General features: G+C 61.5%; 20 protein-coding genes. 11 read left to right on the top strand and 9 right to left on the bottom strand.

Going from position 1 to position 25690, the window contains the following annotated elements:
* The first annotated feature begins 300 nt into the window (after positions 1-300).
* From B0G73_RS11305 to tssA, 9 genes are all read left to right on the top strand, one after another.
* A complete protein-coding gene (locus tag B0G73_RS11305; RefSeq protein ID WP_106280694.1) occupies positions 301-984 on the top strand; it encodes a tetratricopeptide repeat protein in 684 nt (227 codons plus the stop codon).
* Between the two features lie 36 nt (positions 985-1020).
* A complete protein-coding gene (tssB, locus tag B0G73_RS11310) occupies positions 1021-1569 on the top strand; it encodes a type VI secretion system contractile sheath small subunit (protein WP_106280696.1) in 549 nt (182 codons plus the stop codon).
* A gap of 14 nt (positions 1570-1583) precedes the next feature.
* The gene (gene tssC / locus B0G73_RS11315) at positions 1584-3074 is read left to right on the top strand and encodes a type VI secretion system contractile sheath large subunit (RefSeq protein ID WP_012426790.1); all 1491 of its coding nucleotides are present in this window, start codon (positions 1584-1586) and stop codon (positions 3072-3074) included.
* 75 nt (positions 3075-3149) lie between these two features.
* Positions 3150-3653, top strand: a complete 504-nt coding sequence (locus B0G73_RS11320) for a type VI secretion system tube protein Hcp (RefSeq protein ID WP_020070381.1) — start codon at positions 3150-3152, stop codon at positions 3651-3653.
* An 85-nt stretch (positions 3654-3738) separates the two neighbouring features.
* Positions 3739-4218 carry a type VI secretion system baseplate subunit TssE gene (gene tssE / locus B0G73_RS11325; protein ID WP_007176945.1) on the top strand — a complete coding sequence of 160 codons (480 nt, stop codon included), beginning with the start codon at positions 3739-3741 and terminating at the stop codon, positions 4216-4218.
* 122 nt (positions 4219-4340) lie between these two features.
* Complete coding sequence (gene tssF, locus B0G73_RS11330) at positions 4341-6179, top strand: type VI secretion system baseplate subunit TssF (protein ID WP_106280698.1); 1839 nt, start codon at positions 4341-4343, stop codon at positions 6177-6179.
* Entirely contained in the window at positions 6143-7237 is a 1095-nt protein-coding gene (gene tssG / locus B0G73_RS11335; RefSeq protein ID WP_106280700.1) for a type VI secretion system baseplate subunit TssG, read from the top strand. Before tssF ends, tssG begins: the two co-directional genes overlap by 37 nt.
* A 35-nt stretch (positions 7238-7272) precedes the next feature.
* Positions 7273-9948, top strand: coding sequence for a type VI secretion system ATPase TssH (gene tssH, locus B0G73_RS11340; protein WP_106280702.1), 2676 nt, complete (start codon positions 7273-7275; stop codon positions 9946-9948).
* Between the two features lie 53 nt (positions 9949-10001).
* Complete coding sequence (tssA, locus tag B0G73_RS11345; protein WP_106280704.1) at positions 10002-11105, top strand: type VI secretion system protein TssA; 1104 nt, start codon at positions 10002-10004, stop codon at positions 11103-11105.
* Positions 11106-11192: 87 nt separating this feature from the next.
* On the opposite strand, the gene B0G73_RS11350 is transcribed toward tssA, so the two are convergent.
* From B0G73_RS11350 to B0G73_RS11365, 4 genes are all read right to left on the bottom strand, one after another.
* Positions 11193-12155 carry an OmpA family protein gene (locus tag B0G73_RS11350; protein WP_106280706.1) on the bottom strand — a complete coding sequence of 321 codons (963 nt, stop codon included), beginning with the start codon at positions 12153-12155 and terminating at the stop codon, positions 11193-11195.
* Between the two features lie 4 nt (positions 12156-12159).
* Entirely contained in the window at positions 12160-13152 is a 993-nt protein-coding gene (tagF, locus tag B0G73_RS11355) for a type VI secretion system-associated protein TagF (protein WP_106280708.1), read from the bottom strand.
* Positions 13149-17027 (bottom strand): type VI secretion system membrane subunit TssM, encoded by a 3879-nt coding sequence (gene tssM / locus B0G73_RS11360; RefSeq protein WP_106280710.1) that lies wholly within the window; start codon positions 17025-17027, stop codon positions 13149-13151. Before tssM ends, tagF begins: the two co-directional genes overlap by 4 nt.
* Positions 17028-17286: 259 nt before the next feature.
* A complete protein-coding gene (locus B0G73_RS11365) occupies positions 17287-18132 on the bottom strand; it encodes a M15 family metallopeptidase (protein ID WP_106280712.1) in 846 nt (281 codons plus the stop codon).
* 123 nt (positions 18133-18255) lie between these two features.
* Here B0G73_RS11365 and B0G73_RS11370 point away from each other — a divergent pair, with 123 nt between their 5' ends.
* Positions 18256-19197 (top strand): hypothetical protein, encoded by a 942-nt coding sequence (locus B0G73_RS11370; RefSeq protein ID WP_106280714.1) that lies wholly within the window; start codon positions 18256-18258, stop codon positions 19195-19197.
* Between the two features lie 174 nt (positions 19198-19371).
* Here B0G73_RS11370 and B0G73_RS11375 read toward each other — a convergent pair whose 3' ends face one another.
* Together B0G73_RS11375 and B0G73_RS11380 are read right to left on the bottom strand one after the other, a co-directional pair.
* Positions 19372-20328 carry a LysR family transcriptional regulator gene (locus tag B0G73_RS11375; RefSeq protein ID WP_146144169.1) on the bottom strand — a complete coding sequence of 319 codons (957 nt, stop codon included), beginning with the start codon at positions 20326-20328 and terminating at the stop codon, positions 19372-19374.
* A gap of 764 nt (positions 20329-21092) precedes the next feature.
* Positions 21093-22145 (bottom strand): NAD(P)-dependent alcohol dehydrogenase, encoded by a 1053-nt coding sequence (locus B0G73_RS11380; RefSeq protein WP_106280718.1) that lies wholly within the window; start codon positions 22143-22145, stop codon positions 21093-21095.
* Between the two features lie 318 nt (positions 22146-22463).
* Between B0G73_RS11380 and B0G73_RS11385 the strand changes: the two genes are divergently transcribed.
* Positions 22464-23432 carry an AraC family transcriptional regulator gene (locus B0G73_RS11385; protein WP_106280720.1) on the top strand — a complete coding sequence of 323 codons (969 nt, stop codon included), beginning with the start codon at positions 22464-22466 and terminating at the stop codon, positions 23430-23432.
* A gap of 19 nt (positions 23433-23451) precedes the next feature.
* Here B0G73_RS11385 and B0G73_RS11390 read toward each other — a convergent pair whose 3' ends face one another.
* From B0G73_RS11390 to B0G73_RS11400, 3 genes are all read right to left on the bottom strand, one after another.
* The gene (locus B0G73_RS11390; protein ID WP_106280722.1) at positions 23452-24228 is read right to left on the bottom strand and encodes a molybdopterin-dependent oxidoreductase; all 777 of its coding nucleotides are present in this window, start codon (positions 24226-24228) and stop codon (positions 23452-23454) included.
* Positions 24225-24860 (bottom strand): cytochrome b/b6 domain-containing protein, encoded by a 636-nt coding sequence (locus B0G73_RS11395; protein ID WP_106280724.1) that lies wholly within the window; start codon positions 24858-24860, stop codon positions 24225-24227. Before B0G73_RS11395 ends, B0G73_RS11390 begins: the two co-directional genes overlap by 4 nt.
* Before the next feature lie 92 nt (positions 24861-24952).
* Positions 24953-25585, bottom strand: a complete 633-nt coding sequence (locus tag B0G73_RS11400; protein ID WP_106280726.1) for a hypothetical protein — start codon at positions 25583-25585, stop codon at positions 24953-24955.
* Positions 25586-25690: the final 105 nt, after the last annotated feature.

Consider the following 25690-nt stretch of genomic DNA (forward strand, 5'->3'; position numbering starts at 1 on the left):
TTTGTAGCCACGCTATGCCACTTAATGCCGCGATATGCAAAGCGCTTGTAACTTCCGGCGCTACCGGGCCGGCAGCCGGCGAGTGGAAATTTTTTCCGGTGTCCCCAATGCTGCTATTGCGCCAGGAAACAATTTCTGCATGTTTCGTTTAAATGATCCGCATGCATTTTTTTTGTGCAATCCTTCTTCACACGAAAGTTGAATTATCGAAAATTGGCCTGTACTATACCCGCGCACTTCAAGCAAAGCAAAACTCCGGTTTCTCCTTGAATTAAAAAATTCGCACGTCGGTGAAAAACGATGAATGAGCGTCTGTTAGTAAAACTATCTGGGGTTGTGTTGGCATGCGGCGTGATGGCCGGATGCGCAACACAGGGCAACAACGCGGCGACCACACCGGAGGCTTTTAATAAGCAACTCGCGGATGCCGATACCGTCGCAAAGGGCGGCGATCAGGATCGCGCTATCGCGCTTTATCAGCAGCTTTCCAAATCCGATCCGACGCGTGAAGAACCGTGGTCGCGTATTGCGCAGATCCAGTTCACGCAAGGTCATTACGGTCAGGCAATCGTGGCCGCGCAAGAAGCATTGCAACGCGATCAGACCGATCGTCAGGCCAAGAGCGTGCTCGCGGTGGCCGGCCTGCGCGTCGCCACGCAATCGCTCGGCGAATTGCGTCAGGACGCGTCGCTCGCGGGCGATGCCAAGTCGGACGCGCAAGCGCTCGCCAAGCAGCTGCGCGACACGCTCGGCGAAGCCACACTGTTCCCGCCCGACCCGAGCGACAAGCCGGCGGCAAAGAAGAAGCGCGTGGTTCGTCACGTCGCCAAGGGCAAGCCTGCAGCGGATACGCCTGACGCCACACCCGGCGCCACGACTCCGGTCGCCGCGCCGCCTGCGCCCGCTGCGCCGGCAGCGCCTGCGGCACCCGCCAAAGCCGCGCAAAGCAGCGGCGCGTCCGATCCGTTCAGCGCGTTGCGCTGATCCACACGCCTGATCCATCAGCACCGGGAGCCGACGATGGCGAAGAAAGAAAGCATTCAAAAACGCTTGCAAAAAGTGCGGCCGCCCCGCGTTCAGTTGACCTATGAGGTCGAGCGTGGCGATGCGATCGAGGTGAAGGAACTGCCGTTCGTCGTCGGCGTGGTCGCCGATCTGGCGGGGCAGTCCGAAGTCGAGCAGCCGAAGCTGCGCGATCGCAAGTTCGTCAATATCGACCGCGATAATTTTGACGACGTGATGAAAGCGATCGAACCGCGCGCCGCGTTTCAGGTGGAAAACCGCCTGAGCGAAGCCGGCGGCAAATTCGCGGTCGACCTGCGTTTCAAGTCGATGGCCGACTTCAATCCGGACGAAGTGGTCGCGCAAATCGAACCGCTGCGGCGCCTGCTCGAAGCCCGTTCGAAGCTCGCCGATCTGCGCAACAAGCTGGCCGGCAACGACAAACTCGAAGACCTGCTGAGCGAAGTGCTCAACAACACGCAGCAGTTGCAAACCCTGGCGAAAGACCAGAGCAACGCGGCGGACCAGCACGGCGGCGCGCCGGACCACGACAAGCAGGGCGAATAAGCACGGGGTGTGAGATGAATCAGCAAACGGCAGCAGCCCAACTAGCGACCGCGCAAAGCGGTACGGAATCCACGCTGCTCGACGAAATCGTCGAGAAAAGCCGCGTGGCGAAGTCCGATTCCGAGCACGCGCGCGCGAAAGACCTGATCGGTGAGCTCGTGCATCAGGTGCTCGACGGCACGGTGGTGGTGTCCGATAACCTGTCGGCCACCATCGACGCGCGCGTCGCCGAACTCGACCGCCTGATCTCCGCGCAGTTGAGCGCGGTGATGCACGCGCCGGAATTCCAGCGCATGGAAAGCACGTGGCGCGGCCTCGACTATCTGTGCAAGGAAAGCAACACCGGGGCAACGGTCAAGATCAAGGCGCTGCATGCGCCCAAGCGTGACCTGGTGCGCGACTTCAAGACCGCGATCGAATTCGATCAGAGCGCGCTGTTCAAGAAGATCTACGAAGAAGAATTCGGCACCTTCGGCGGCTCGCCGTTCGGCACGATCGTCGGCGACTTCGAAGTAACGCGTCAGCCGGAAGACATGTACTTCATCGAACAGATGTCGCACGTTGCCGCGGCCGCGCATGCGCCGTTCATCGCGTCGGCGTCACCCGAACTGATGGGCCTCGATACCTTTGCCGACCTCGGCAAGCCGCGTGATCTCGGCAAGGTGTTCGACACGGTCGAATACGCGAAGTGGAAGTCGTTCCGCGACGCCGAAGATTCCCGCTACGTCGGTCTCACGCTGCCGCGTTTTCTCGGCCGCCTGCCTTTCAATCCGAAAGACGGCGCCACGGCGGAGGGTTTCAACTTCGTCGAAGACGTGGACGGCACCGATCACAGCAAATACCTGTGGTGTAACGCGGCGTGGGCATTCGCCGCACGCCTGACGGCCGCATTCGACGACTTCGGCTGGTGCGCGGCGATTCGCGGCGTGGAAGGCGGCGGCCTGGTCGAAGACCTGCCCACCCACACCTTCAAGACCGACGACGGCGAAGTCGCGCTGAAATGCCCGACTGAAATCGCGATTACCGACCGCCGCGAAAAAGAACTGAGCGACCTCGGCTTCATTCCGCTCGTGCATTGCAAGAACTCTGATTACGCCGCGTTCTTCGCCGCGCAATCGGTGCAGAAACCCAAGAAATACAGCACCGACAGCGCGAATGCCAACGCGGTCCTGTCCGCGCAATTGCAGTACATCTTCTCGGTATCGCGCGTCGCGCACTACCTGAAGGCGATGATGCGCGACAAGATTGGCAGCTTTGCGTCGGCACAGAACGTCGAAGTATTCCTGAACCGTTGGATCTCGCAGTACGTGCTGCTGGACGACAACGCAACTCAGGAGCAGAAGGCGCAGTTCCCGCTGCGCGAGGCGTCGATCCAAGTCTCGGAGATTCCGGGCAAGCCTGGTGCGTATCGTTCGGTCGCATTCCTGCGTCCGCACTTTCAACTGGACGAGCTGTCGATCTCTTTGCGGCTTGTCGCTGACCTGCCGAAACCGGCTAATTCATAAAGCAAAGCAAGTCAGCTGGCCTGGGCTGGCCGCCCAGGTTAGCTTAAAACCACCTCTTTGGGGAGTCGATGAGTTATGAAGGATATCTATTTAAAATTCGGCAATCCGGCGATCAAAGGCGAGTCTGCCGATAAGGATCACGCTGGCTGGATCGAAATTGATTCGTGGAGCCACTCGATCACGCAACCGCGTTCGGCAACGGCTTCCACGGCAGGTGGTCACACCTCCGAGCGCTGCGAACACGCCGATATGCAGTTCACGAAAGACATCGACGTGGTCAGCCCGCTGATCTATCAACACGCGTCGGGCGGCACGACGTTCGACGAAGTCACGATCGACTTCATGCGTTCGGACGGCGAAGGCAATCGCATCAAGTACCTGGAAGTGAAGCTCAAGTACGTGATCATTTCGAGCGTGACGCCGAGCGTGGTGGGTGAAGGCCTGCCGACCGAACAGTTCTCGCTGAAGTACGCTGCCGTGCAGTGGAAGTACACGCAGCAGAAGATCGGCGGCAACCAGGGCGGCAACGCGCAAGGCGCGTGGAGCCTGACGAAGAACGACAAGACGTACGCGGTCTGATGCACGGGCGCACGCGGCCCGCGTGGCTCGAAAGAGCTGCCGCGCGCCGGGTGCGCCTCGCATCGATCCGCTTCTTCGGACGCTGATGAAACGCTTCGAACCCAGCTTTCTCGACAAGCTGTTCGACGACGAACCGCATCTGCCGGCTTCCCCGGCGATGCGGCAATTGTCGTTGGATGAATTGAAGAGCACCGTCGCGCGCGACGTCGAGGCGATCCTGAATACGCGCATCGCGCTGACCGAACACGAGCTGGCGGCGCTGCCGGAATGTCAGCGCTCGGTGCTCACGTACGGCCTGAACGATTTCGCGGGCTTAAGCCTTGCAAGCCATTACGACCGCACGTTCATCTGCAAATCGATTCAACAGGCGATTGCGCGGCACGAGCCGCGCTTGCAGCAAGTGGCGGTCACACTCGAACTGAACGAACAATCCACCAATGCGCTGAACTTTGCGATTCAGGCGCTGCTGGTTGTGCATCCGGCGGAAGAGCCGGTGAGTTTCGATGCAATGTTGCAGCCGTCCACGTTGCAATACTCGGTCACGCGTGCACGCGCGAAGTTGTAATGAGTGATTGTCTGTCGGTGTTTTTCTGAGTAGTTGTGTTGAGAGTACCGCTTTACCGCAACCGTTACGCGCAACGGCTGCGATGAACCAGGCGGAGAAGTGTCAGGTCCGGGGATAAATCGATGGAAGAATTGCTGCCGTATTACGAGCGCGAGTTGTCATTTCTGCGGCGCTATTCGCGCGACTTCGCCGAGCGCTATCCGAAGATCGCGGCGCGCCTCGCCATGTCCGGCGAACACTGCGAAGACCCGCACGTCGAGCGGATGATCGAGTCGTTCGCGCTGCTCGGCGCGCGCATCAACAAGAAACTCGACGACGATTACCCCGAATTCACCGAAGCGCTGCTGGAAGTGCTGTACCCGCACTACCTGCGGCCGTTCCCGTCGTGCTCGATCGCGCAACTGGGCACGTCCGCCGCGCTGAGTCATCTGACCGAACCGGTGGTTGTCGAGCGCGGCACCGAACTCAAGTCACGGCCCATTCGCGGCGTGCAATGCCGTTTTCGCACCGCTTACGATGTGACGCTGGCGCCGATCCGCATTTCCGAGGCGAAGTACACGTCGGTGGCGATGGCGCCGAGTGCGACCGTGCTGCCGGGCAATGCCACGGCGATCGTATCGATCACCTTTGAATCGACGGCGGCGCAACTCGACCTCACGGCGCTGAAAGTCGGCAAGCTGCGCACGCATTTGCACGGCGAGCAATCATTTATCGCGGCGCTGGCGGACTGTCTGTTCGTCAACGGCATGGCCACCTACGTGGAAGCCGACCGTCGCGGCGTGTGGAAACAACTGCGCGAATCTCCGGTCGTGCAAGCTGGTTTCGACGAAGACGACGCGCTGATCGACTATCCTGCCAAATCGCATCCGGCATACCGGTTGCTGACCGAATACTTCGCGTTCCCCGAAAAATTCAATTTCGCCGACTTCGATCTGGCGGCGATGACACGCGCGAGCGGCCGCTGCCAGCGTTTGACGCTGCATGTCGTGTTGAAGGAGGTGCGCAGCGACTCGCACATGGCGCGCCTGCTGGATTCATTGGCCGCGCATCATTTCCGCCTGTTCTGCACGCCGGTGGTGAATCTGTTCGAACAGCACGGCGAGCCGATCCGTGTCAGCCATCAGGCGATTTCGTATCCGGTGATCGCCGAAGCACGCCGCGCGTTCGCCTACGAGGTCTATTCGATCGATTCGGTGAAACTCGTCAGGCAGCAGGCGCATGAAGAATCGGTGATCGAATTCCGGCCGTTCTATTCATTGCATCACGGCGAAGCAGCGCGCGCGGGGCACTACTGGTTCGCGCGGCGCAACGACTGGGTCGCACAAAAAAGCCCCGGCTACGAGACTGAAATCTCGATCGTGGATATCGACTTCGAACCGGCCGCGCCCCAGACTGATACCTTGAGTCTCGATCTGACGTGTACCAATCGCGATTTGCCTGCTGGTCTCGCAGTGGGGCTGGACGGCGGCGATCTGTTTCTCGAAGGCGGCTCGCTGACCGGCAGCATCTCGATGCTGCGCCGGCCTACGCCAAGCGTGCGTTTCGAACGCGGACGCGCCGCGCATTGGCGATTGATTTCGCATCTGGCGTTAAATCACGTCTCGCTCGCCAGTAGCGGTCTGTCGGCGCTCAAGGAAATGCTCGTGCTCTACGACTTGCGGCGCACGGCGGTGTCCGCGCGGCACATCGACGGACTGGTCGGCATCGAGCAGCACGCAGCCGTGCAATGGCTGCCGGGCAAACCGTTCGCCACTTTCGTGCGCGGTATCGAGATTCGTTTGACGATCGACGAAGAACATTTCGTCGGCACGAGTCTCGCGTCGTTCGTGCGCGTGATCGACACGTTTTTTGGGCTGTACGTGCATCTGAACAGCTTTGTGCAACTGGTCGTCGTGTCGAAGCGCACCGGCGAGGAGATCCTGCGATGCAAACCGCGCAGCGGCGAATCGATCCTGGCGTAGTCGAGCAACTTCTCGACGAGCCGCATCGCTTCGAATTTTTTCAGGCGGTGCGGATTCTCGAGAAGTGGTTCGCGCAGCAATCGCCATCTCACGCGGGGCGTCCCGGCGAAGTCGTCGCGCAGCGGATTGCTTTTCGCAATTCGCTGTCGATGTCGTTCCCGCCGAGTGAGATTCACGGCGCGCAGTCTTTTGACAATGCAGGCGCAGCGCTGAAAGAAAAGTCGCAGCGCACGGCAGCGCTCGAGGACGGCTCGCTCGATAAGGTGGATATCACGCCGGCCTTTTTCGGCTTGCTCGGCGGGCAGGGCGCTCTGCCGCTGCATTACACCGAGCAGATCATCGCGCGTGAACAGATCAAGCGCGATCGCGCCGCGCGCGAGTTCTTCGATGTGTTCTCGAATCGCGCGACGGCGCTGTTCTACGCGGCGTGGAAGAAATACCGTCTGCCATTCCACTATGAACTGGATCGCGACGAACGTTACCTTCCGCTTTTGCTCGCGCTCGCCGGCGTCGCCGACGACGACACGCGCAACAGCCTGCAAAGCGGCAAGGGCGCGCTATTCGATGAAGCGATTGCCGGCTACGCATTGGCCGCGCGGCATCGGCCGGTATCGGCGGCGTATTTGCAACGCACGCTCTCGGAGTACTTCAAGGTGCGGGTGCGCGTCGAGCAGTTCGTCGGCAAATGGTACGACGTGCCGCGCGATCAGTTGACCTTGCTCGGCAGCGTCAACGCGACGCTCGGCGCGACCGCGCTGGCGGGCGAGCGCGTCTGGCAGCGCGACATGCGCGCGCGGCTCGTAATCGGACCGCTCGACAAGCCCGATTACGAAGCGTTTTTACCCGGCGCTGAGCGGGCGGTGGCGCTCGAACGCATGCTCACGCTGCTGGCCGGCGTCACGCTCGAATACGAGGTGTCGCTGGTGCTGCGCCGCGAAGCCGTCGGGCCGAGCCTGTTGAGCAAGGGCGCGCGCCTCGGTTGGGACGCGTTCCTGTGCACGAAAGATGCCGACCGTGACCGCGCGGACGCCCGCTACGAATTGCACGTGATTCACTGACTATAACGACAGAACCCGGACCCGGATCGCACGACATGAGCACGTCCCTCAATACCCTGATCGCCAAACTGAATCCGACCTGCCGGCAGGCGGCTTTGCTGGCGGCGAACAATTGCCTCGCGCGCGGTCACTACGAGGTCGACCTCGAGCATCTGCTGCTGGCGCTGCTGGACGAGCCGGCCAGCGACGTCGCGCTGGTGCTGCGCGCGAGCAGGATCGACGCGCATGCGTTGCGCGCGGATCTCGAGCGCGAGTTGCAGCGTTTGAAAACCGGCAATACGCGCACGCCGGTGTTTTCGAAGCATCTGATCGAACTGCTCGAACAGGCTTGGCTGATTGCATCGCTCGATTCGCAGATCGGGCGGATCCGTTCAGGACACCTGTTGCTGGCGCTGCTGAGCGCGCCGGATCTCGCGCAATTCGCCGAGCGCATGTCGCCGTTGCTGCGCGATGTGCGCGTAACCGACCTGAAGCACAAGTTCGATGAACTGACCGCGGGCTCGCGCGAAGTCGAGCGCAGCAACGAGACGCAAAGCGCGGGAGATAACGCGGGCGATCCAGTCGCGACCGCTACCTCACCGGGCGCGCCGTCTAAGACGCCGGCGCTCGATACCTACACGAGCAACCTCACGCAGCGCGCGCGTGACGGCAAGATCGATCCGGTGATCGGCCGTGAAGGCGAGATTCGCCAGACCATCGACATTCTGATGCGCCGCCGCCAGAACAACCCGATCATGACGGGCGAGGCCGGCGTCGGTAAAACGGCGGTGGTCGAGGGTCTCGCCCTGCGCATCGCCGCCGACGACGTGCCCGCGCCGCTCAAAGGCGTGGCGCTGCACATGCTCGACATGGGACTGCTGCAAGCCGGCGCGAGCGTGAAAGGCGAGTTTGAAAACCGCCTGAAAAACGTGATCGATGAGGTCAAGAAGAGTCCGCATCCGATCATTCTTTTTATCGACGAAGCGCACACCATCATCGGCGCCGGTGGCCAGGCCGGGCAGAACGACGCGGCCAATCTGCTGAAACCGGCGTTGGCGCGCGGTGAATTGCGCACCATCGCTGCCACCACGTGGAGCGAATACAAAAAGTACTTCGAGAAAGACGCGGCGCTCGCGCGGCGTTTTCAGGTCGTGAAGATCGAAGAGCCGAGCGAGTCGCTTGCCGCGGCCATGTTGCGCGGCATGGCCGCGTTGATGGAAAAGCACTTCAACGTGCGCGTGCTCGACGATGCGATTACCGAAGCGGTGCGGTTGTCGCATCGCTACATCAGCGGCCGGCAACTGCCGGATAAAGCGATCAGCGTGCTCGACACCGCTTGCGCGAAAGTCGCGCTTGCGCACAGTTCGACACCGGCAGCCATCGACGATACGAAAAAGCGCCTCGAACGTATCGACGCTGAAATCGCCGCACTGGAACGCGAAGTAGCGAGCGGCGCATTGCACGATGAACGGCTCGCCGAATTACGCGGCCTGCGTGAACAGGACCTCAAGGATGTCGCCGAAGACGAAGCCCGCTACGACAAGGAACGCGTTTTGGTGACGGAGATTGTCGGCTTGCGCGCGGACATCGACGCGGCGCGCGTGAGCAGCGCGGACCCGGAGCAAGCGGATAAAGCGCAGCAGGCGCGCGCAACGCTCGCCACGCGCGTCGCCGAACTGCACGCGTTGCAAGGCGGCCAACCGATGGTGCCGTTGCAGGTCGACGCTCACGTGGTCGCCGAAATCGTCGCCGCGTGGACCGGCATTCCGCTCGGCCGTATGGTCAAGGACGAAATCCAGACCGTGCTGAACCTGCAGCCGTTGCTGGCCGCGCGCGTGATCGGCCAGGACCACGCGCTCGATGCGATTGCGCAGCGCGTACGCACCGCAAGCGCGAATCTCGAAGACCCGAACAAACCGCGCGGCGTGTTCATGTTCGTGGGACCGTCGGGCGTCGGCAAGACCGAAACCGCGCTGGCGCTGGCCGACGTGCTGTACGGTGGCGAGCGCAAGATGGTCACGATCAACATGAGCGAGTATCAGGAAGCGCACAGCGTGTCCGGTCTGAAAGGTTCGCCGCCGGGCTATGTCGGTTATGGCGAGGGCGGTGTGCTGACCGAAGCGGTGCGCCGCAATCCGTATTCCGTGGTGCTGCTCGACGAAGTCGAAAAGGCGCACCCCGACGTGCTCGAAATGTTCTTCCAGGTGTTCGACAAAGGCACGATGGATGATGCCGAAGGCCGCGAGATCGATTTCCGCAACACGTTGATCATTCTGACGTCGAACGTCGGCTCGCAGGCGGTGATGCAGGCCTGCCTGAACAAGGGCGCGGAAGAACTGCCCGACGCCGATGAACTTGCGGAAACCTTGCGTCCGCAGCTATACAAAGCATTCAAACCGGCATTTCTCGGACGCATGAAAGTGGTGCCGTACTATCCGATTTCCGACGACGTGCTCGCCGAAATCATCGAGTTGAAACTCGACCGCATTCGCCGCCGCATCGAGTCGAATCACAAGGCGGTGTTCGAGTGGGACGAGTCGCTGGTCGATGCGGTGCTTGCACGTTGCACCGAAGTGGATTCCGGCGCGCGCAATGTGGATCACATTCTGAACGGCACGCTGTTGCCCGAAGTGGCGCAGCAGGTGCTGGAACGTGTGGCGAACGGTGCGACGATCGAACGCATTGCGGTGCGCGCGAGCGAGGCGGGTGAGTTCGATTACACGGTGGTGTGAGCGGACGCGCCAAATTGTTTTAATGCCGTACCCGATACTTATTGCTTTCTTTCATGCCGATTAATCTAGACACCTTGCTGGCTCCGCTCAGCGAAACCTCGCCCTGTGGCGACGATCTGCTGTTTTCGGCGGATTTCGACGCGATCCAGCACGCGCGCCGTTTCGAAGATCCCTCGCTGGATCAGGGCGAATGGGTCACGGAGGTCAAGGAAGCCGATTGGGCTTTCGTGGTCGAGCGTTCGGCCAGTCTGCTGCAAACGCAGACCAAGGACTTGCGCCTCGCGGTGTGGCTTACCGAAGCACTTGCGATCGATGAGGGCGTCAACGGTCTTTCGCAGGGTTACGCGCTGCTGACAAAACTATGCGAGCGCTACTGGGACCACGTGCATCCGCTGCCGGACGGCGACGACACCGAGTATCGCCTCGGCAATGTCGCGTGGCTGGTCGGGCGTACGGGAGATCTGCTGCGCGCCATGCCGCTCACGTCGTCGCAGGGCAATGCGTACAGCACGATCGATTGGGATGTCGCCACGCACGTTGCACAAGCCGTCAAACGCGATCCGGATCACGCCGACGATATCGCGCGCGGCAAGCCGTCGATCGATCAGATCGAGGCGTCCAAGCGCGCTACGCCGACGGCGTTCTATTCGACGCTGCTAGTCGATCTGAAGGCGTTCGAGGCGGCCATGCTCGCGCTCGAACAGGAACTGGACCGGCGCGCGGCCGATTCCGCGCCGAGTTTCCGTCAGGCGAAGGACGCTTACGAAAACGTCTACCGGTTGGCCGAGCGCTTTGCGCGCGAAGTCGGCGTGAGCGCTGACGCGCCGCCCCCTAAAGCACCCGCGGCGCACGAGCAGGACCGCGCGGAACCCACCTTCAAGACCGCACCGCAACGCGAGGAACCTGTGTTGACGACCATGCCGACGAGTCCAGTTGCAGGAATCCAGAGCCGCGCGCAGGCCGTCGCGCAATTGCGTGCGGTGGCCAGGTTTTTTCGCGCGACCGAGCCGCATAATCCAGCCGCGTATTTCGCGGAAAAAGCTGCCGAGGCGGCGGATATGCCATTGCATCAATGGCTTTCGACGGTGGTCAAAGACGATGGATCGCTCGCGCATATTCGCGAGTTGCTGGGCGTGAAGCCGGAAGAAAACAGCTAAAGAAGGCGGTCCGAACGAGAAAAAAAGCCTGGCTTCTTATCGAGGCCAGGCTTTTTTCATGCACGCTGCTGCACCAACAGCAACCGTTCAAGAGCCCGCACGAAATTCGATTCGCCGATTCCGTGCCCGCCCATCGGTCGTGTCGTTCGACGCGATAGGCTGATCCGGACCGACGCCGGTCGTTGTCATCTGCTGCGGCGGAATGCCCTTCGCGACCAGATAACCTTTCACCGCATCCGCGCGCGCCTGGCTCAAGGCGATATTCGACGTGCGGTTACCCGAGTTGTCGGTGTGGCCGATGATTGCGACAGTCCTCGTCGTCATCTTCCCCATCGCGGCGGCCATCTGATCGAGAATCGCGCGGCCTTGCGGCGTGAGCGTCGCGCTGCCGGTTTCGAATTCGATCGTACGATTCGCGAGCGTCTGATCGAGCAGGCCTTGTTCGGACGCACTCACACGTAGTCCATTCTTGATCGTGTAAGTCGGGTTCAACGCATTCGCCATGTCGCTCGCGAGTTGCTGGCGCTGCGATTCGTTGTGTACTTCGCCCTTCACGTCGATCTGCGTGCCGTCGATTTTCAGCTGACCTTTGCTGATCTGCTTCAACTGCGGGCCGATCAGCTTCTGCACATTGGCGGACCAGTTCGGCGGCGTCGCCACATCGGCGACTTCGATCTGGTCGACCACGTTGGCCGCGCCGTACGTGTCGCGCAGGCGCGCGAGCACGGCCGCCTTGGTCGCTTCGTCAGGCACCTTGCCGCCGACCACGACCTGGCCAGGCGTCGCATTGGCCGGCGGCGGCGCCGCGGTGATCGCACCGGTGCCGGCGCCGGTCGTACCGCTCGCGAGTCCGGCCGTGCTCACCGCGGGCCCCGCATTGCGGACTGAGGCCGAAGCGGCCGGCGGCAGCACCGTGGTGTGAATCGAAACGCCGCTATTGTCGACCGGCGTGACGCGAGCGGGGCCGTCGTTGTCGGCATGCGCGAACGGGCTGAGCAGAAGACCCGCGAGCAGCACCGTCATGCGTGCGGTGGATGTGTTGTTCAGCATCGTGTCACGCTCCCGTGAATGCTTCGCGGAACGTGTCGATGCTGACGCGCAGCGACAGTTGCGGTTGGTCGAGATAACTGACGAGCTTGCTGATGCCATGATCGTTTTGTGCGTGTTCGTCGATCCATTCGGGATCGTCGATATCGATGTTGTGCGCCGCGTACGACTGCGGATCGACCACGCTATGCAGCGTTTTGGCCGAGGCGCCGTTAAAGCCGATGATGAGCCGCTCGCGCTCGGCAATCGTGCCGATAAAAATCGCCAGTTCGAAATCCGCCTGCGCGACGAACGGCGCAACCAGTTCGAGCCAGAACGCGGCAACGAGACTGCGATAGAACGGATCGTTCGGCAGAGGCAAGGTCAGCCCGCGTTCGAGATGCGACGAGCCGCTTTGCATCACTGGACGCAGCAGTGAACCGAGCGCCAGCATCGCGCCGCGCAAGCGCACCGGATGGCCGCTCGCCAGCAGCATTTGTTCGAGCCCGGCGAGTGTCTGGTGTTCGACGAAGTCGTTGAAGGTGCCGTCGTGCGGATTGCCCGGACCGCCGCCGATCTCGATCGGCACTTGCGTTTCGCCGAGCGCCTGCAGTGCGCCGGGCGGTTCGCTGGCGCCGAGCAGCGGCTTCATTTGCGCCGCGACGCGCGACCACAAGCGCGCGAAGGCGAGCGGACTGTGCGCGAGAAACGTCAGCGGCTTTTCGACTTCGAGCGCGGTCGCGGCAAGAAACGGAAAGCGCCGCGACGACTGGTCGTGGCTCGCCATCATATGCCCGGCAATCGCCAGCTTGCTGCGCGAACCGAGGAACGCGAAGTGCATCGGCTTGGCGTTTTCGTAGACGATCTTCCAGCGCGGATCGTCGGTGAGCAGTTCCATGGCTTCGGCGATCCAGCGGTCGAGCGTAGCCAGCAATTGCGGGTTATGCGCGCTTTTCACGAAGTCGCCGCGCGACGGGATCTTGCCGAAGTAGGCGATTTGCGCCTGCACGGTTTGCGTCATTGCGCACCCCCTGTATTCGAAACCGCGGTGGCGGCGGTGGCCGGGCGCGCCGCCGGGGAAGCCGGCGCGGGCGCGGCGCCTGGCGCACCCGCAGCCGTCGCGTTGACCGAGTTCGCCGCCGCGCTCACATCCGCCACCGAGGACGGCAGCCGCAAGCCGCGCAAGCTCTGCTGCTGCGGCGCATCGCTGCTGCCGCTCGAAGCCTGCGAGGTGCTGATGATGCGCATGCTGACCGCCACCGTCACGCTGCCTTGCGTCCACGACAGATCGAACGTGCCGTCCGGACGACGCTTGCGCTGCGCCGAGTTGATGAGCTTCTCCAGACCGTAGCGGCCCGGTTCGTTGACCAGTTGCAGCGTGCGGCCGTCGAAGGTGGTGGCGTTCAACGTCGCGCCTGGTGAGCCCGACGGGTTCGGCCACACGAAGTTGGTCCACTGCGGCGGCGTGTTGCGGTAGCGCATCTGCTGCCCGTCGATCGCCAGCGTGTATTCCGTCGTGCCGCTGCTCGGCTGCGGCAGAATCTGGAACACGGTCTGCGGTTCGGCCGAACCCTGGCCCGCCGTCGCACCCGCCGCGCCGCCGGCGAGCGGCGCGACCCAGCGCGCAAAGCCGCTGGTGAAGTCGGGCGTGAGGGCGAGGCCCATGTCGCCCCATGTGCGGGCCGTCAGCGTGTCGCCACGACGTACCGCGAGCGGTCCGAGCGTGGTGCCGACGAACTTGGCGATCGCGCCGTCCGGGCCGAACACCTGGGCGATCTCGCCCGCGCCGGCTTCGACCTTCGCATCGCTCGCGAACGGATACTTGTTGGCGAGCGAACCCTGGAAGCTTTGATACACCTGCGCGTTCCACACCTTGTTGACTTCGACGCTGGCCGGCTGGATCACCACCGCATACGCCGCCATCAACGGACGCACGAGCAGCGGACGCAGGGCTTTGCGCTGCGAGTCGGTGAGACCCGTGAGCATCTGTTCGTCGACGTACTTCAGCGAATCGGCAAGTTCGGAACCGCTGCCGTCGAGCGTCTGCTGCATCAGTTGACGCGCGCCCGGTCCCGGATCGCCCTGGTTCTTGATCACGTTAAAGCGCGTGCGGACTTTCGACAGCGTCTCCATATAGCCCTTGAGCATTGACCCGTTGTCGCCGCTCACGACGATACGGCCCAACGCCGAGAACTCCTGGCCGATCGGACCCATCGGCACTTCAACCGGATTGCCGTTGATGTCGATATTCGCGTTGATCTGGCCAGTCGGCGCACGCGAGAACAGGTTCTTGACCCAGCTCGTCACGCCGGTTTGCGCGCGCTTCAGATTCGCGTTGAAGAGCGACGGGTTGTCCCAGGACGTCTGGTCGTACGCGGTTTCGAGCACCTTGCGGATCGGCGAGTCCTGCGGATCGCCGAGACGGTTCATCGCATCCACCGCCTGGCCGAAGCTGCCGAAGCTCTGCACCGCAATGCCTTGCATGAACTTTTGCCAGTGCATCGCGTACTCGGTCTTGTACATCGCGACGAGCGCTTTCTGGATCTGTTCGGGGCTGCCTTCCAGCGTCAGATCGTCGTGCGCGGACGTGTTGAGCACCCAGTCCTTCGCCTGCAACTCTTTCGTCGCGGCGTCGCGAATCGCGGGCTGCACGTACTGGAACCACGCTTCGCGCGTGAACGTGCCGGGGATCGCATAGCTGCCCGCCACCAGCGCCGTATTGTTTTCTCCGACGATGCGCGCGATCGTCATCGGCGCGAAGCGGGTCGACGCGCGCGCCTTGATTTCCTCGTAGACGCGCTGACGGGCCGGCATGCCGCGCACCACGCGGCGCAGGTTCTCTCGCGTTTGATCGACGAGGCCGAGGTTCTGATCGATCATCGGCCAGTCGTCATCGGACACGCGCGCGAGATAGAAGGTAATCATGCGTTCGGCGCTGCGGATCATCTCGTCGCGAGGCATGTTGCCGCGATTGGTTTCGAGCCAGCCGCGCCAGAAGCGCGCAACCTGATCGGTGAGGTGAGCGGTTTCCACATGACGCTTGTCGCTCAGCATCAGGTAAGTCTTGAGCGCGTTGTACGCATCTTCGACGTTGGTCGGCGAGGCGTCGCTATACAGGCCGCCCTGGCTGTTCGCGCTCATGGCCGAATGGGTGGAGACCGGAATCGCGGCAGCATCCGGCGCGCGATTCAACGGCGCGAGCTGATCGGGATGCGCGTTGACGTCCTTCAGGAACGACGCGAGATTCTGCGAAACCGGATCGAGCAGGATCTGCCGCACGCCGTTGTAGTATTCGGTGAGCAGGCGCTGTTCGAGGCGATCGCCCTGATACAGACCGAGCGACACCGCGAGCGGCCTGTCGCGGCGGAACTGTTCGAGCTGGTCGATGCGGTCCTCGAGCACGTCCATGGCCTGCAGGCGCGATTGCAGATCGTTGCGGTTCTGCTGCAGGCGCACGACATTGTCGAGGTCGGCCTGCACGTTCGCCGTGAGCTGCTGGTTGTTGACCGTCGACCAGGTCCAGCCGCCAAGCGCCAGTGCGAGCACCGCGACGAAGCCGAAGAAGGTCGCATAGCGCATGCGCGTCTTGGCGGGGCTGGCGAATTGCCTGACCGTTTGCCGGTCGGCGAAGATCACCTTCGAGAACAGATCGCGCAGGAAGAAACCGTTCTTCGAGAACGCGCTATGCGGCTTGGGCAGGCTGTCCGAGCTCAGGCCGAAACGGTTCGCAATGCGTGTGGCCGCGGCGCTATTGGTTTCGCCTTCCTGCAATGCGCTGGTGAAATAGAAGCCGCGGAAAATCGGCTTGTACTGGAACGGGTTGGTCTCGAACAACGTGGCGAGGAACGCGCGCAACGCGGGCTTGATCGTCGAGAATTCAAGCGGGAAACTCAGCTGGCCCGGCGAGAGCTTATTGCCACGATTGATCGACATCTGCGCGACGCTGATCTCTTTCAGGCCGTCGTACAGCTCTTCAAAGTGTTCGTCGAAGAGGCCAACCACGTCGCGCTTCTCGTCTGGCTCGTAGGGCAGGGTGGCGCCCCACACGCGATCGTATTCGTGGCGCTCGCTGCCGCTGAAGAATTCGGTGAAGCCGGTAATCAGGTCGGCCTTGGTGAACATCACATACACCGGCGCGAACACTTCGAGCTTCTCGGTCAACTCCTGCACGCGCTGGCGCAAGTTCTTCGCGAGATTGATCGCGAATTCTGGCTTGCTGCTTGTCAGTTCCGCAATGCTCGCCGTGACGATAATGCCGTTGATCGGCGCCTTCGGCCGGAAACGTTTGAGCAGCCCGAGAAAGCCGAGCCATTCGGTGCGGTCTTCCTCATGCACGGAATAGCGGCCGGCGGTGTCGAGCAGAATGCCTTCGGTCGTAAAGAACCAGTCGCAGTTACGCGTGCCGCCAATGCCGTGGATCACCGCGTTGTTCTTGTCGGCGAAGGGGAATTGCAAGCCCGAATTCAACACCGCGCTGCTCTTGCCCGCGGCGGGGTTGCCGATCACGATGTACCACGGCAACTCATAGAGCGCCGAACCGCCCGAAACCTGACCGATCTTCGAGGTCTTGATGGTCTTCACCGCATCGACGAGACGCGTGCGCAGCACGTCGAGTTCGGCCTGGCGCGCGGGCGTGGGCGCGGGACCGGCCTCGGCCTGCTTCTCCGCCTGCTGCTCGAGCATTTCGCCGAGCTTGCGATTGGCGCGGCGCGCGCGCAGCCGGCGCACGATCCACACCAGCAGCCACAGCGCGATCACGGCGCCGAGCACGATGGCCGGCCACATCAGGTCGATCTGCAAGGTATCGGCGCCGATGAATAAAACAGCAGCGAGCGCGAGCAAGCCGATGATCGAGAGCGTGCGTGGGTGGGTCAACACGTTGAGAATGCGTCGCATAAGCCGTTCAGGTCTTGATGATGAGTGTTGTGGCGCGTGCTGTAGAAGACAGCAGGGCGCGCGTACGGCGTTTGAAATAAAACGAAAGCATATTCAGGCGAAAGCGAATACGGCGGAATTGTTAAATCGACAGGTTTTGCCCGTGATTACGCTGATCGGAACAATGCCGTTATGCGTGCGGCCTTGCCACTTTTCGCCAGAAAAATTGATTGAACGCCCCATGCCAACCTCTTTATTATCCGGTTTCGCCCATTGCGCATTAATGACCGCGCCCGAGGACGAAGCCGGGTTTGTGATATTCGACGTGCCCGAGATCCATCATTTTCCAGCGACCACCCCAAGTCAGACCGACCTGTTCGGCTGTCTGCCCGTATAACTGATAACCACGCATGGCCCAGGGATCTTTTTCTGAAATGACGAGCTTGCCGTCGCGCAAAAACGCATTGTCCGAGGCAAGGCCGTATTGGTGATAGCTTTGAAACGCCGCGGCATTGGTGACGTTGCCCCCCATTTGCGCCAGCCGGTTTTGCCGCTCCGGACTGCGATATCCCTCCAGCAAAGCCATTTCATACCCGTATTGTTCGCGCATGATTTTGTACACGAGCAATAAACGCGTTCTGAAATCGGCGTCGAGCAAATTCCAGTCGCGGCTCGCGTCTTTAAGCGCGGGCCGGATCTGCTCGACTTCCCGCGTTGCGAATACCTCCGGCGGCAACGGCGGCGGGGGTACGAGCTGTTCGCCATTCAATAGCGCGGCAATTTTCTCGTCCGGAACCCGTGCGGTGTCATCGAATTGGAATAATTGCCGGCCGCGTAAAGCCAATGCCACCAATGGAGGCGTCGCAAGAATACCTGTCGTGGTAAAAATCAGCAAGCGCCGCTTTACCAGTAACTTTTGCATATCGGCTGCGGTCGATTGCGAAATTTTTGCCGAGCGTACTAATTGACCGCGAGCGCGCGACGCACTACGTGATGCTCCGCGCATAACGCGGCCGTGAATAGCGAGCGCCGCGCCTAATAAAGAGGCGCGTGCCGCCGGCAATAGCAGGATTGCGGCGATCACGACGGCGATGGCGAAATAGGCGAGAAGTACTACGGCAATCAAAGGCGACCCCGGAAATTGGAAACAATTGTATTTTGTAATGCTTGCTCTTAGAATCAGGCCTGCTCGGAGCGAGCCGGAACGTATTATCACGGCGAAATAATCCAGGATTCAATGAGACAGTGAATGAGTGCGCCGGAAAGTTCGAATTCCAAAGCCCCGCCTAGCCTGTTATCCGATAAGGCTAAAGGCGCTGACGGCAATGGTTCGCGAATTCTTGCGAACCTCGAAGGCCGCGTTGCGCCGCCCACGGAACAACCACGCCGGTCCAGGGCGCCATTGCTATTGGTCGCGTTGCTTGTGATCGCAGCCGGTGGCTGGGGCGCATGGCATATGCAGCAGCGCGTGCAGAGCGAGTCGCTGGCGGCGGCCACGCCTGAGAGCGTGCAGAAGAGTTCTGCGCCGGCGGCTGCCGCGAGCGCCGCGCCGCAAGTTGTCGCCAAAGCGGAGGCGCCGGCTCCGGCATCGTCGCAAGCGGCCACGATCGTTGCCGACGATACCGACAGCAAAGCCGTTGCGGCGTCCGCTACAGCACCCGCCAGCGACGGTAGCCGTCTGTCGCGCGCGCTCGCCGACGGCGCGGAGCCGAGCAGCGCACCCGCACCGGTGGCATCCGCAACGGCCGCTTCCGCGGTCACGGCGCCGGCGGCGAAGCATGGCAAAAGCGCCACGGCGGTGGCCAGCAAGGAGAACCACGAGAGCGCCGTGCACGGCAAGAAGGAAAGTGCGATTGCCGGCAACCGTCATGCGAGCGCGCCGACTGCGGTCGCTCAGTCGAAGAAAACGCGCACGAGCGGTAATGCATCGAAAGATGATTCGGATGCCGATCTATTGGCTGCGCTCGTTGCGCGGACCAAGCCGGCGGATGCGAAAACTGCGGACGGCAAGACCGCGACCAAGGTTAGCGCATCCGCGACACCTGGCAACGCCAAGCTCGCAGAGCGCGTGAAAGAGTGCGGACAGCGTGGCTTCTTCGAAGACCAGTTGTGCCGCTGGCGCGTATGTGACGGCCATTGGGGCAAGGATCCGGCGTGCCCGGGATCGGCACAGCAGGCTCGTCAGCCTTAGTCGCGCTTTTTCATTCACTCTCGGCCTGCGGCGGTAGCGAAATCAATGCGCAGACCCCGCCGACCATCATCACGCAATTATTCGAGACGCTGAACTGCTGACGCGGCCGGTGCCGATCAAGCTGCCGAACTGACGCGGTTTGCTACTGCGCTGCGCGCCTGCATTCAACCCATCTCAGGCGGGATGGAGGCCGCGCAGCAATTGACGGACGCGCGAGAGATCCTGATCGACGTGCTCCGCTTTCTCGAACAACTCTGCCAGCCAGTCCACGAACGCGCGCACGCGCGGCGACACGCGGCGATTCTTCACATAGGCGACCGAGACCGGCATCGGCACGGGCTTCCATTGCGGCATGACTTCGCGCAATAGTCCCGAGTCGAGATACGGTTGCGCGGCGATCCGTGCGGGTTGGATCAGACCGAGGCCTTGCAGACCGCAGGTGAGATAGGCCTGTTCGTCGCTGACCTTGACGAAGCCTTTCACCTTCACGTTTTGCGCTTCGCCGTTCACTTCGAAATCGAAGTCCACTTCGCGGCCGTTATGCGGCGACATGCAATTGACGGCCGCATGTCCGCGCAAATCGTCGAGATCCGTCGGCGTGCCGTAGCGGGCCAGATAGGCCGGGCTCGCGCAGGTCACGTGTTCGAGCGTGCCGAGTTGGCGCGCGACCAGATTCGAGTCCGGCAATTCGCCGAGCTGAATGCTGCAGTCGATGGCTTCGGTGATCAGATCGACTGTGCGGTTGCTGATGCCGATTGCGAGATCGAGGTTGGGGTAACGCGTGTGGAAGTCGTCGAGAGCTGGCAGCACGATAGCGCTGGCTACGGCGCCGGGCATTTCGATACGCAGACGGCCGGTCAGGTTATCCGTCGCGTGACGGATGCTGGCTTCCATTTCGTCGATGTCGGCGAGGATTTGCGCACAGCGTTCGTAGTAGGCGGCGCCTTCGGGGGTGACGCTTAGGCGCCGCGTTGTGCGGGCTAGAAGGACTGTGCCTAGCAGGGCTTCCAGATTCTGGACGATGGTGGTCGCCGTGGCGCGCGGAATGTTTAATGATTCCGCTGCGCGGGTGAAGCTGTTGGTGTCCACGATTCGGATGAAGGTGCGCATTGCAGTTATTCTGTCAATCACGGGTTCATGCTCCTGTCGAGGGTTGCTTTTGGTTTTTTTCTTGTCTGTTTTTTGGTGGGTTTTTTTTGTTTGGGATGCTTAGGGTTTTGGCCTTTCCTTGCTTTGTTTGTGGTCTATTAGTGTTGCCCCTGTGCGGGGCGGCACCTACTTCTCTTTGCCGCCGCAAAGAGAAGTAGGCAAGAGAAAGCGGCTCAAACCGCTAATTCTTAAGCGGGTCCCCCGCGCAGTCGCGGCAGTGGCGCATCTGGAATCCGGGTTCTCGCGCATTCGGCGCTTGTGACAAGGCGCTCATTCTTCCCGCCTCGCGCTCCGCGCTCGCCGGGGCGGTCCACTTAGGAGTCGGTGGCTTCGTTTTGTGCGTTGTGGGGGCCGTCGGCTTCGCCTCGGCGATGCGCCGAAAGAAACGATTGGTTTAATTTGTACCGGGGGGCGCGCGTAGCGCCGCCGGAAGAATGACTGCTTTGTCACTCACGCCGAATGTGCGAGAGCACGGATTCCAGATGTGCCGCTACCGCGGCTGTGCGGGGGACCCGCTTAAGAATTAGCGGTTTGAGCCGCTTTCTCTTGCCTACTTCTCTTTGCGGCGGCAAAGAGAAGTAGGTGCCGCCCCGCACAGGGGCAACGCTAATAGACCACCAAGAACACAAGGAAAGGCCAACACCCCAACCTAACAACCAATCACAGGTCAAGAAAAAAACCAGAACCAGCCCGCGCCGCAAGCCCAAAAAAAACGACCCGCAGCGCAAGCCAAAAAACTAGAAAAATCACTTCCGCAAGGAATCCAGATCAATCACAAACCGATACTTAACATCACTCTTCAGCATCCGTTCAAAAGCCTCATTAATCCCCTGCATAGGAATAACCTCGATATCCGAAGTAATCCCATGTTCCCCGCAGAAGTCCAACATTTCCTGCGTCTCAGCAATCCCACCAATCAACGATCCAGCCAACCGGCGACGCTTGAAGATCAGATTAAACACCTGCGGCGACGGATGATCATGCTCCGGTGCGCCGACCAGCGTCATCGTCCCATCCCGCTTAAGCAGATTCAAAAACGGATTCAAATCATGCTGAGCAGCAACCGTATTCACAATCAGATCGAAGCTATTCAAATGCGCTTCCATTTCCTCAGCATTCTTCGAAATCACGACTTCATGCGCACCCAACCGCTTCGCGTCTTCAATCTTGGAAGGCGAGGTCGTGAACAACACAACATGCGCGCCCATCGCACGAGCAAGCTTCACACCCATATGCCCAAGGCCGCCAAGACCGACAATGCCGACCTTCTTGCCAGGACCAGCACCCCAGGTCCGCAGCGGCGAATACGTCGTGATCCCCGCGCACAGCAACGGCGCCACGCCAGCAGGGTCGAGATTCTCCGGCACACGCAGCGTGAACGCTTCATCCACGACGAGCTGCGTGGAATAACCACCGTAAGTGATCTGCCCGTCAACTCGATCAACACCGTTATACGTGCCGACAAAACCGTTCTCGCAATACTGCTCGAGATCTTCCTTGCAACTCGCACAGGTGCGGCACGAATCCACCAGACAGCCGACGCCGACCAGATCGCCGGCCTTGTACTTCGTGACATCCGGACCCACTGCGGTCACGCGGCCGACAATCTCATGGCCCGGCACAACCGGAAACACCGTGTTCTTCCATTCGTTGCGCGCCTGATGCAAATCGGAATGGCACACACCGCAAAACAGAACTTCCATCTGCACGTCGTGGGCGCGCAGTTCGCGGCGCTGGATTTCGAACGGGGCGAGCGGCGCAGTAGCGTCGGTCGCTGCATAGGCGTAAGTCGTGCTCATGGGTAGCTCCAGCAAAGAGGGTGAAGTTGCAAGGCGCCGGCGATGGGCGACACATGTCGCCGATGTGGCCAACCTCGTCATGAACCGGGATCACGGCGCGGGCGGTGGCTGGCAAATTCGTCAAACTGGGAATTGGCAACCGAGCCCGGCGCAGCGCGGAAAAGGATGATCCGGCAGGGTTCCCATGATAGGAGCGGGCAGGCAGCCCGGGAATACCTGAATGTCTTGAAGATTTGCCTAAAACTCCTGGCGAGGAGCGCGATAGGTTGTTTGGTGCTAAATTTCAAGCATTATTCTCTCGCACGTCACTATACCGTCATGTCTCCCCGTTCCGCTGAACCCGTATCGGTCGATCCCGCCCAGCAGCGCCTGGTCGAATTATTCGATGTGCTCGCGCCCACCCCGGGCTTCACGCGCACGAGTCTCGAAGGCGTCAATCTGATGCGCGCGAATAGTCCCATGCCGCGCATGCCGGTCATGTACGAACCGAGCATCGTGATTGTGTGTCAGGGCCGCAAGCGCGGCTTTCTCGGCGATCAGGTGTTTCAGTACGACGCGCAGCAGTACCTGGTGCTCTCAGTGCCGTTGCCGTTCGAATGCGAAACCGAGGCGAGTGCGGAAGAGCCGTTTCTCGCCATTTCGGTGCGCGTCGATCTGACCATGGTGGCCGAATTGCTGATGGCGTTGAACGAAACGCAGGGCGCCGCGCAGAACGAACCCGTCGGCATTTATTCGACACCGCTCGACCCGGCGCTGTGCAATGCGGTGCAGCGGCTGATGGATGCGCTGGCTTCGCCGCTCGACGCGCGCATTCTTGCACCCGGCGTGGTGCGCGAAATCTGTTATCGCGTGCTGACCGGCGAGCAAGGCGACGCGATTCGCGCGGCGCTCACGCATCAGAATCATTTCGGCCGCATTGCCAAGGCGCTGCGGCGAATTCATGCCGACTACCACGGCGTGCTCGACGTCGATACGCTCGCGTCCGAAGCAGGCATGAGCCTCGCCGTGTTTCACGCGCAGTTCAAAGCGGTCACCGCGACTTCGCCGATGCAATACGTAAAGACCACGCGTTTGCATCACGCGCGTTTGCTGATGGTGCAGGATGGGCTGAATGCAGGCGCGGCCGCGGCGCGCGTCGGTTATGAAAGCGCGTCGCAGTTCAGCCGCGAGTTCAAGCGTCTGTTCGGGCTGAGCCCGGTCGACGAAGTGAAGCGCATGCGCGCCCTCTACGACGCGCCGCCGCCGCGCGTGGTGAAACCGGTAGCGCGTTACGTTACTGCCGTGTGATCGGGCAAAACGGGCCGCACTACAAACCGCTGAACCAGTTGTACCCCTGGTCTTCCCAATAGCCGCCGGGATTCGTGTTAGTCACGAAGATCGCGGCGATGTGCTTGGGATTCTTGAAGCCGAGTTTGGTCGGCACGCGCAGCTTCAGCGGATAGCCGTATTTGGCCGGCAGCGGCTCGTTGCGAAAATCGAGCGTGAGCTGCGTCTGCGGATGCAGGGCAGTCGCCATGTCGAGGCTCGAGTAGTAACGGTCCGCGCATTTGAAACCAACATAACGCGCATTCAGATCGGCGCCAATGCGCTCCAGAAACGTGCGAAACGGCACGCCGCGCCATTGTCCGATCGCGCTCCATCCTTCAATACAGATGTGGCGAGTGATCTGCGAAGCCTGCGGCAACGCGCGTAGCTGATCGAGGTTCCAGGTGCGCTTGTCCGAGACGAGCCCTGACACTTCCAGTTGATACGTCGAGCCGTCGATGTCCGGCGCGTCGAACTCCGGATAGAACGCGTTGAAGGGGAACGGGTCGGTGATTTCGCGCGCCGAATAGGTCGGTGCAAGCTTGTTGCGATCGAACAGCCAGCCCTGCACGCGATCGTTCCAGCGCGACATCGCCCAGAGCACCTTGTCGACCGAATCGCCGTCCTGCATGTTGCAGCCCGAGAGCATCGCCAGTGCGCCGATGGAGAGCGACGAACGCAGGAACATGCGCCGTTGCAGCCGCTCGATTTGCGGTTGATGGTCGGCAAGCACGATGCGTGAGCGGCGTGCGTCGCGGTTGGTTTTTGGTGCGCTCATGCCTCGCTCCCTTTATGAGCCGAATGTGGCCGTGCGTGTCCGGTCAGCATCGGCAGCAAGGTGCGCGGCACCAGCAGTACCAACGCCAGATGCACGACCACGAAACCGACCACGCCTGCCATCGCAACGAAATGCACGCGTCGCGCAAAATCAAAGCCGCCGAATAGTGCGGTGAGCCATGAGAATTGCACGGGCTTCCAGATGGACAGCCCCGACGCGACCAGCAACACGCCAAGACATAGCACGAGCAGATACAGCGCGCGCTGCACTGCGTTGTATTTGCCGGTATCGTGCGGTAGCTTGAAGCGCAGCGCGAGGCTGGCGTCATGCGCCACGTCGCGTGCATGAACCGGCAACAGCTTGCGCCGGAAGTGCCCGCGTCCGATGCCATACGCGAAATACAGCAGCCCGTTCGCGCAAAGCAGCCACATGGCCGCGAAATGCCACGCAATCGAGCCGCCCAGCCATCCGCCGACGGTCGCCCAAACCGGAAACCGGAACGGAAAAAACGGCGACGCGTTATAAATGGCCCAGCCGCTCATCACCATGCAGACCATCGCGAATGCGTTGATCCAGTGCGTGATTCGTACGGCGAGCGGGTGAACGGGCAGGCGCGTTGGTGTTTCGGGCATGGTGTGAAGCTCACGAGACAAACGGGGAATCGAAAAGCCGCGTCCGGCAAGAACGCGGCGGCCCGACTCAAAGAGAAAACAGCGGCACTGTCTTACATCGGCGGCGTCACGCCATGCTCGCCCGCGGAGATGAAGTTGGCGGCCATCGAGCCGTCGGCTTCCTTGTGTGCGAACAGCACGACTTTCGCGCCCGGCACCAGCAGCGAACGGTCACCCGATTCCAGCGCGACGATAGGCACGTCTTGCGGAATCACGATTTTCTTTTCGCCGTCCTTGTACTTCACGGTGATCGTACGTCCGTTGCTGACCACGAGCGAACCCACCGTGCCGTTGGTCATCGAACTGTTGCCGCCGAGATCCCACGGACGATGGCCTTCGCCGGAGCCGCGCATGCTCGCCGGAAACACATGCACTTCAAGCGCCTTCAACGTGCCGTCCGCCTGCGGAATCGCGGCGGTGCCGACATAGCTGTCCGGCTTGATGTCGTTGATGTTGGCGAGCACCACGCCGCGGATCGGCGTGTCCTTGGCGAGCTTCACGTCGACGTCTTTGCCGTCGCGTGTGTGGACCTTGAGCAAATCGCCCGACAGCGATGTCACCGTGCCGCGGACGCCGGTGGGCGCGGCGCTCTGGGCGTGGGCAGCCGGTCCAGCGGCAAGCAAGGCAGCGGCGACGAGCGCGGGGGCGGCGAAAGCGCGCAACGCACGCGGGGAAACGATCTTCATGAATCTGCTCCAGGTGGTGAAGGATGGGGGCAGATTAGACCCGGGACCGGCTCCGGCGAGTGACAGACGGATGACAAAAACGTCATGAACGGCGCGCGGCGGACA

Origin of the sequence: Paraburkholderia sp. BL25I1N1, assembly GCF_003002025.1 — a bacterium.
Taxonomy (GTDB): Bacteria; Pseudomonadota; Gammaproteobacteria; order Burkholderiales; family Burkholderiaceae; genus Paraburkholderia.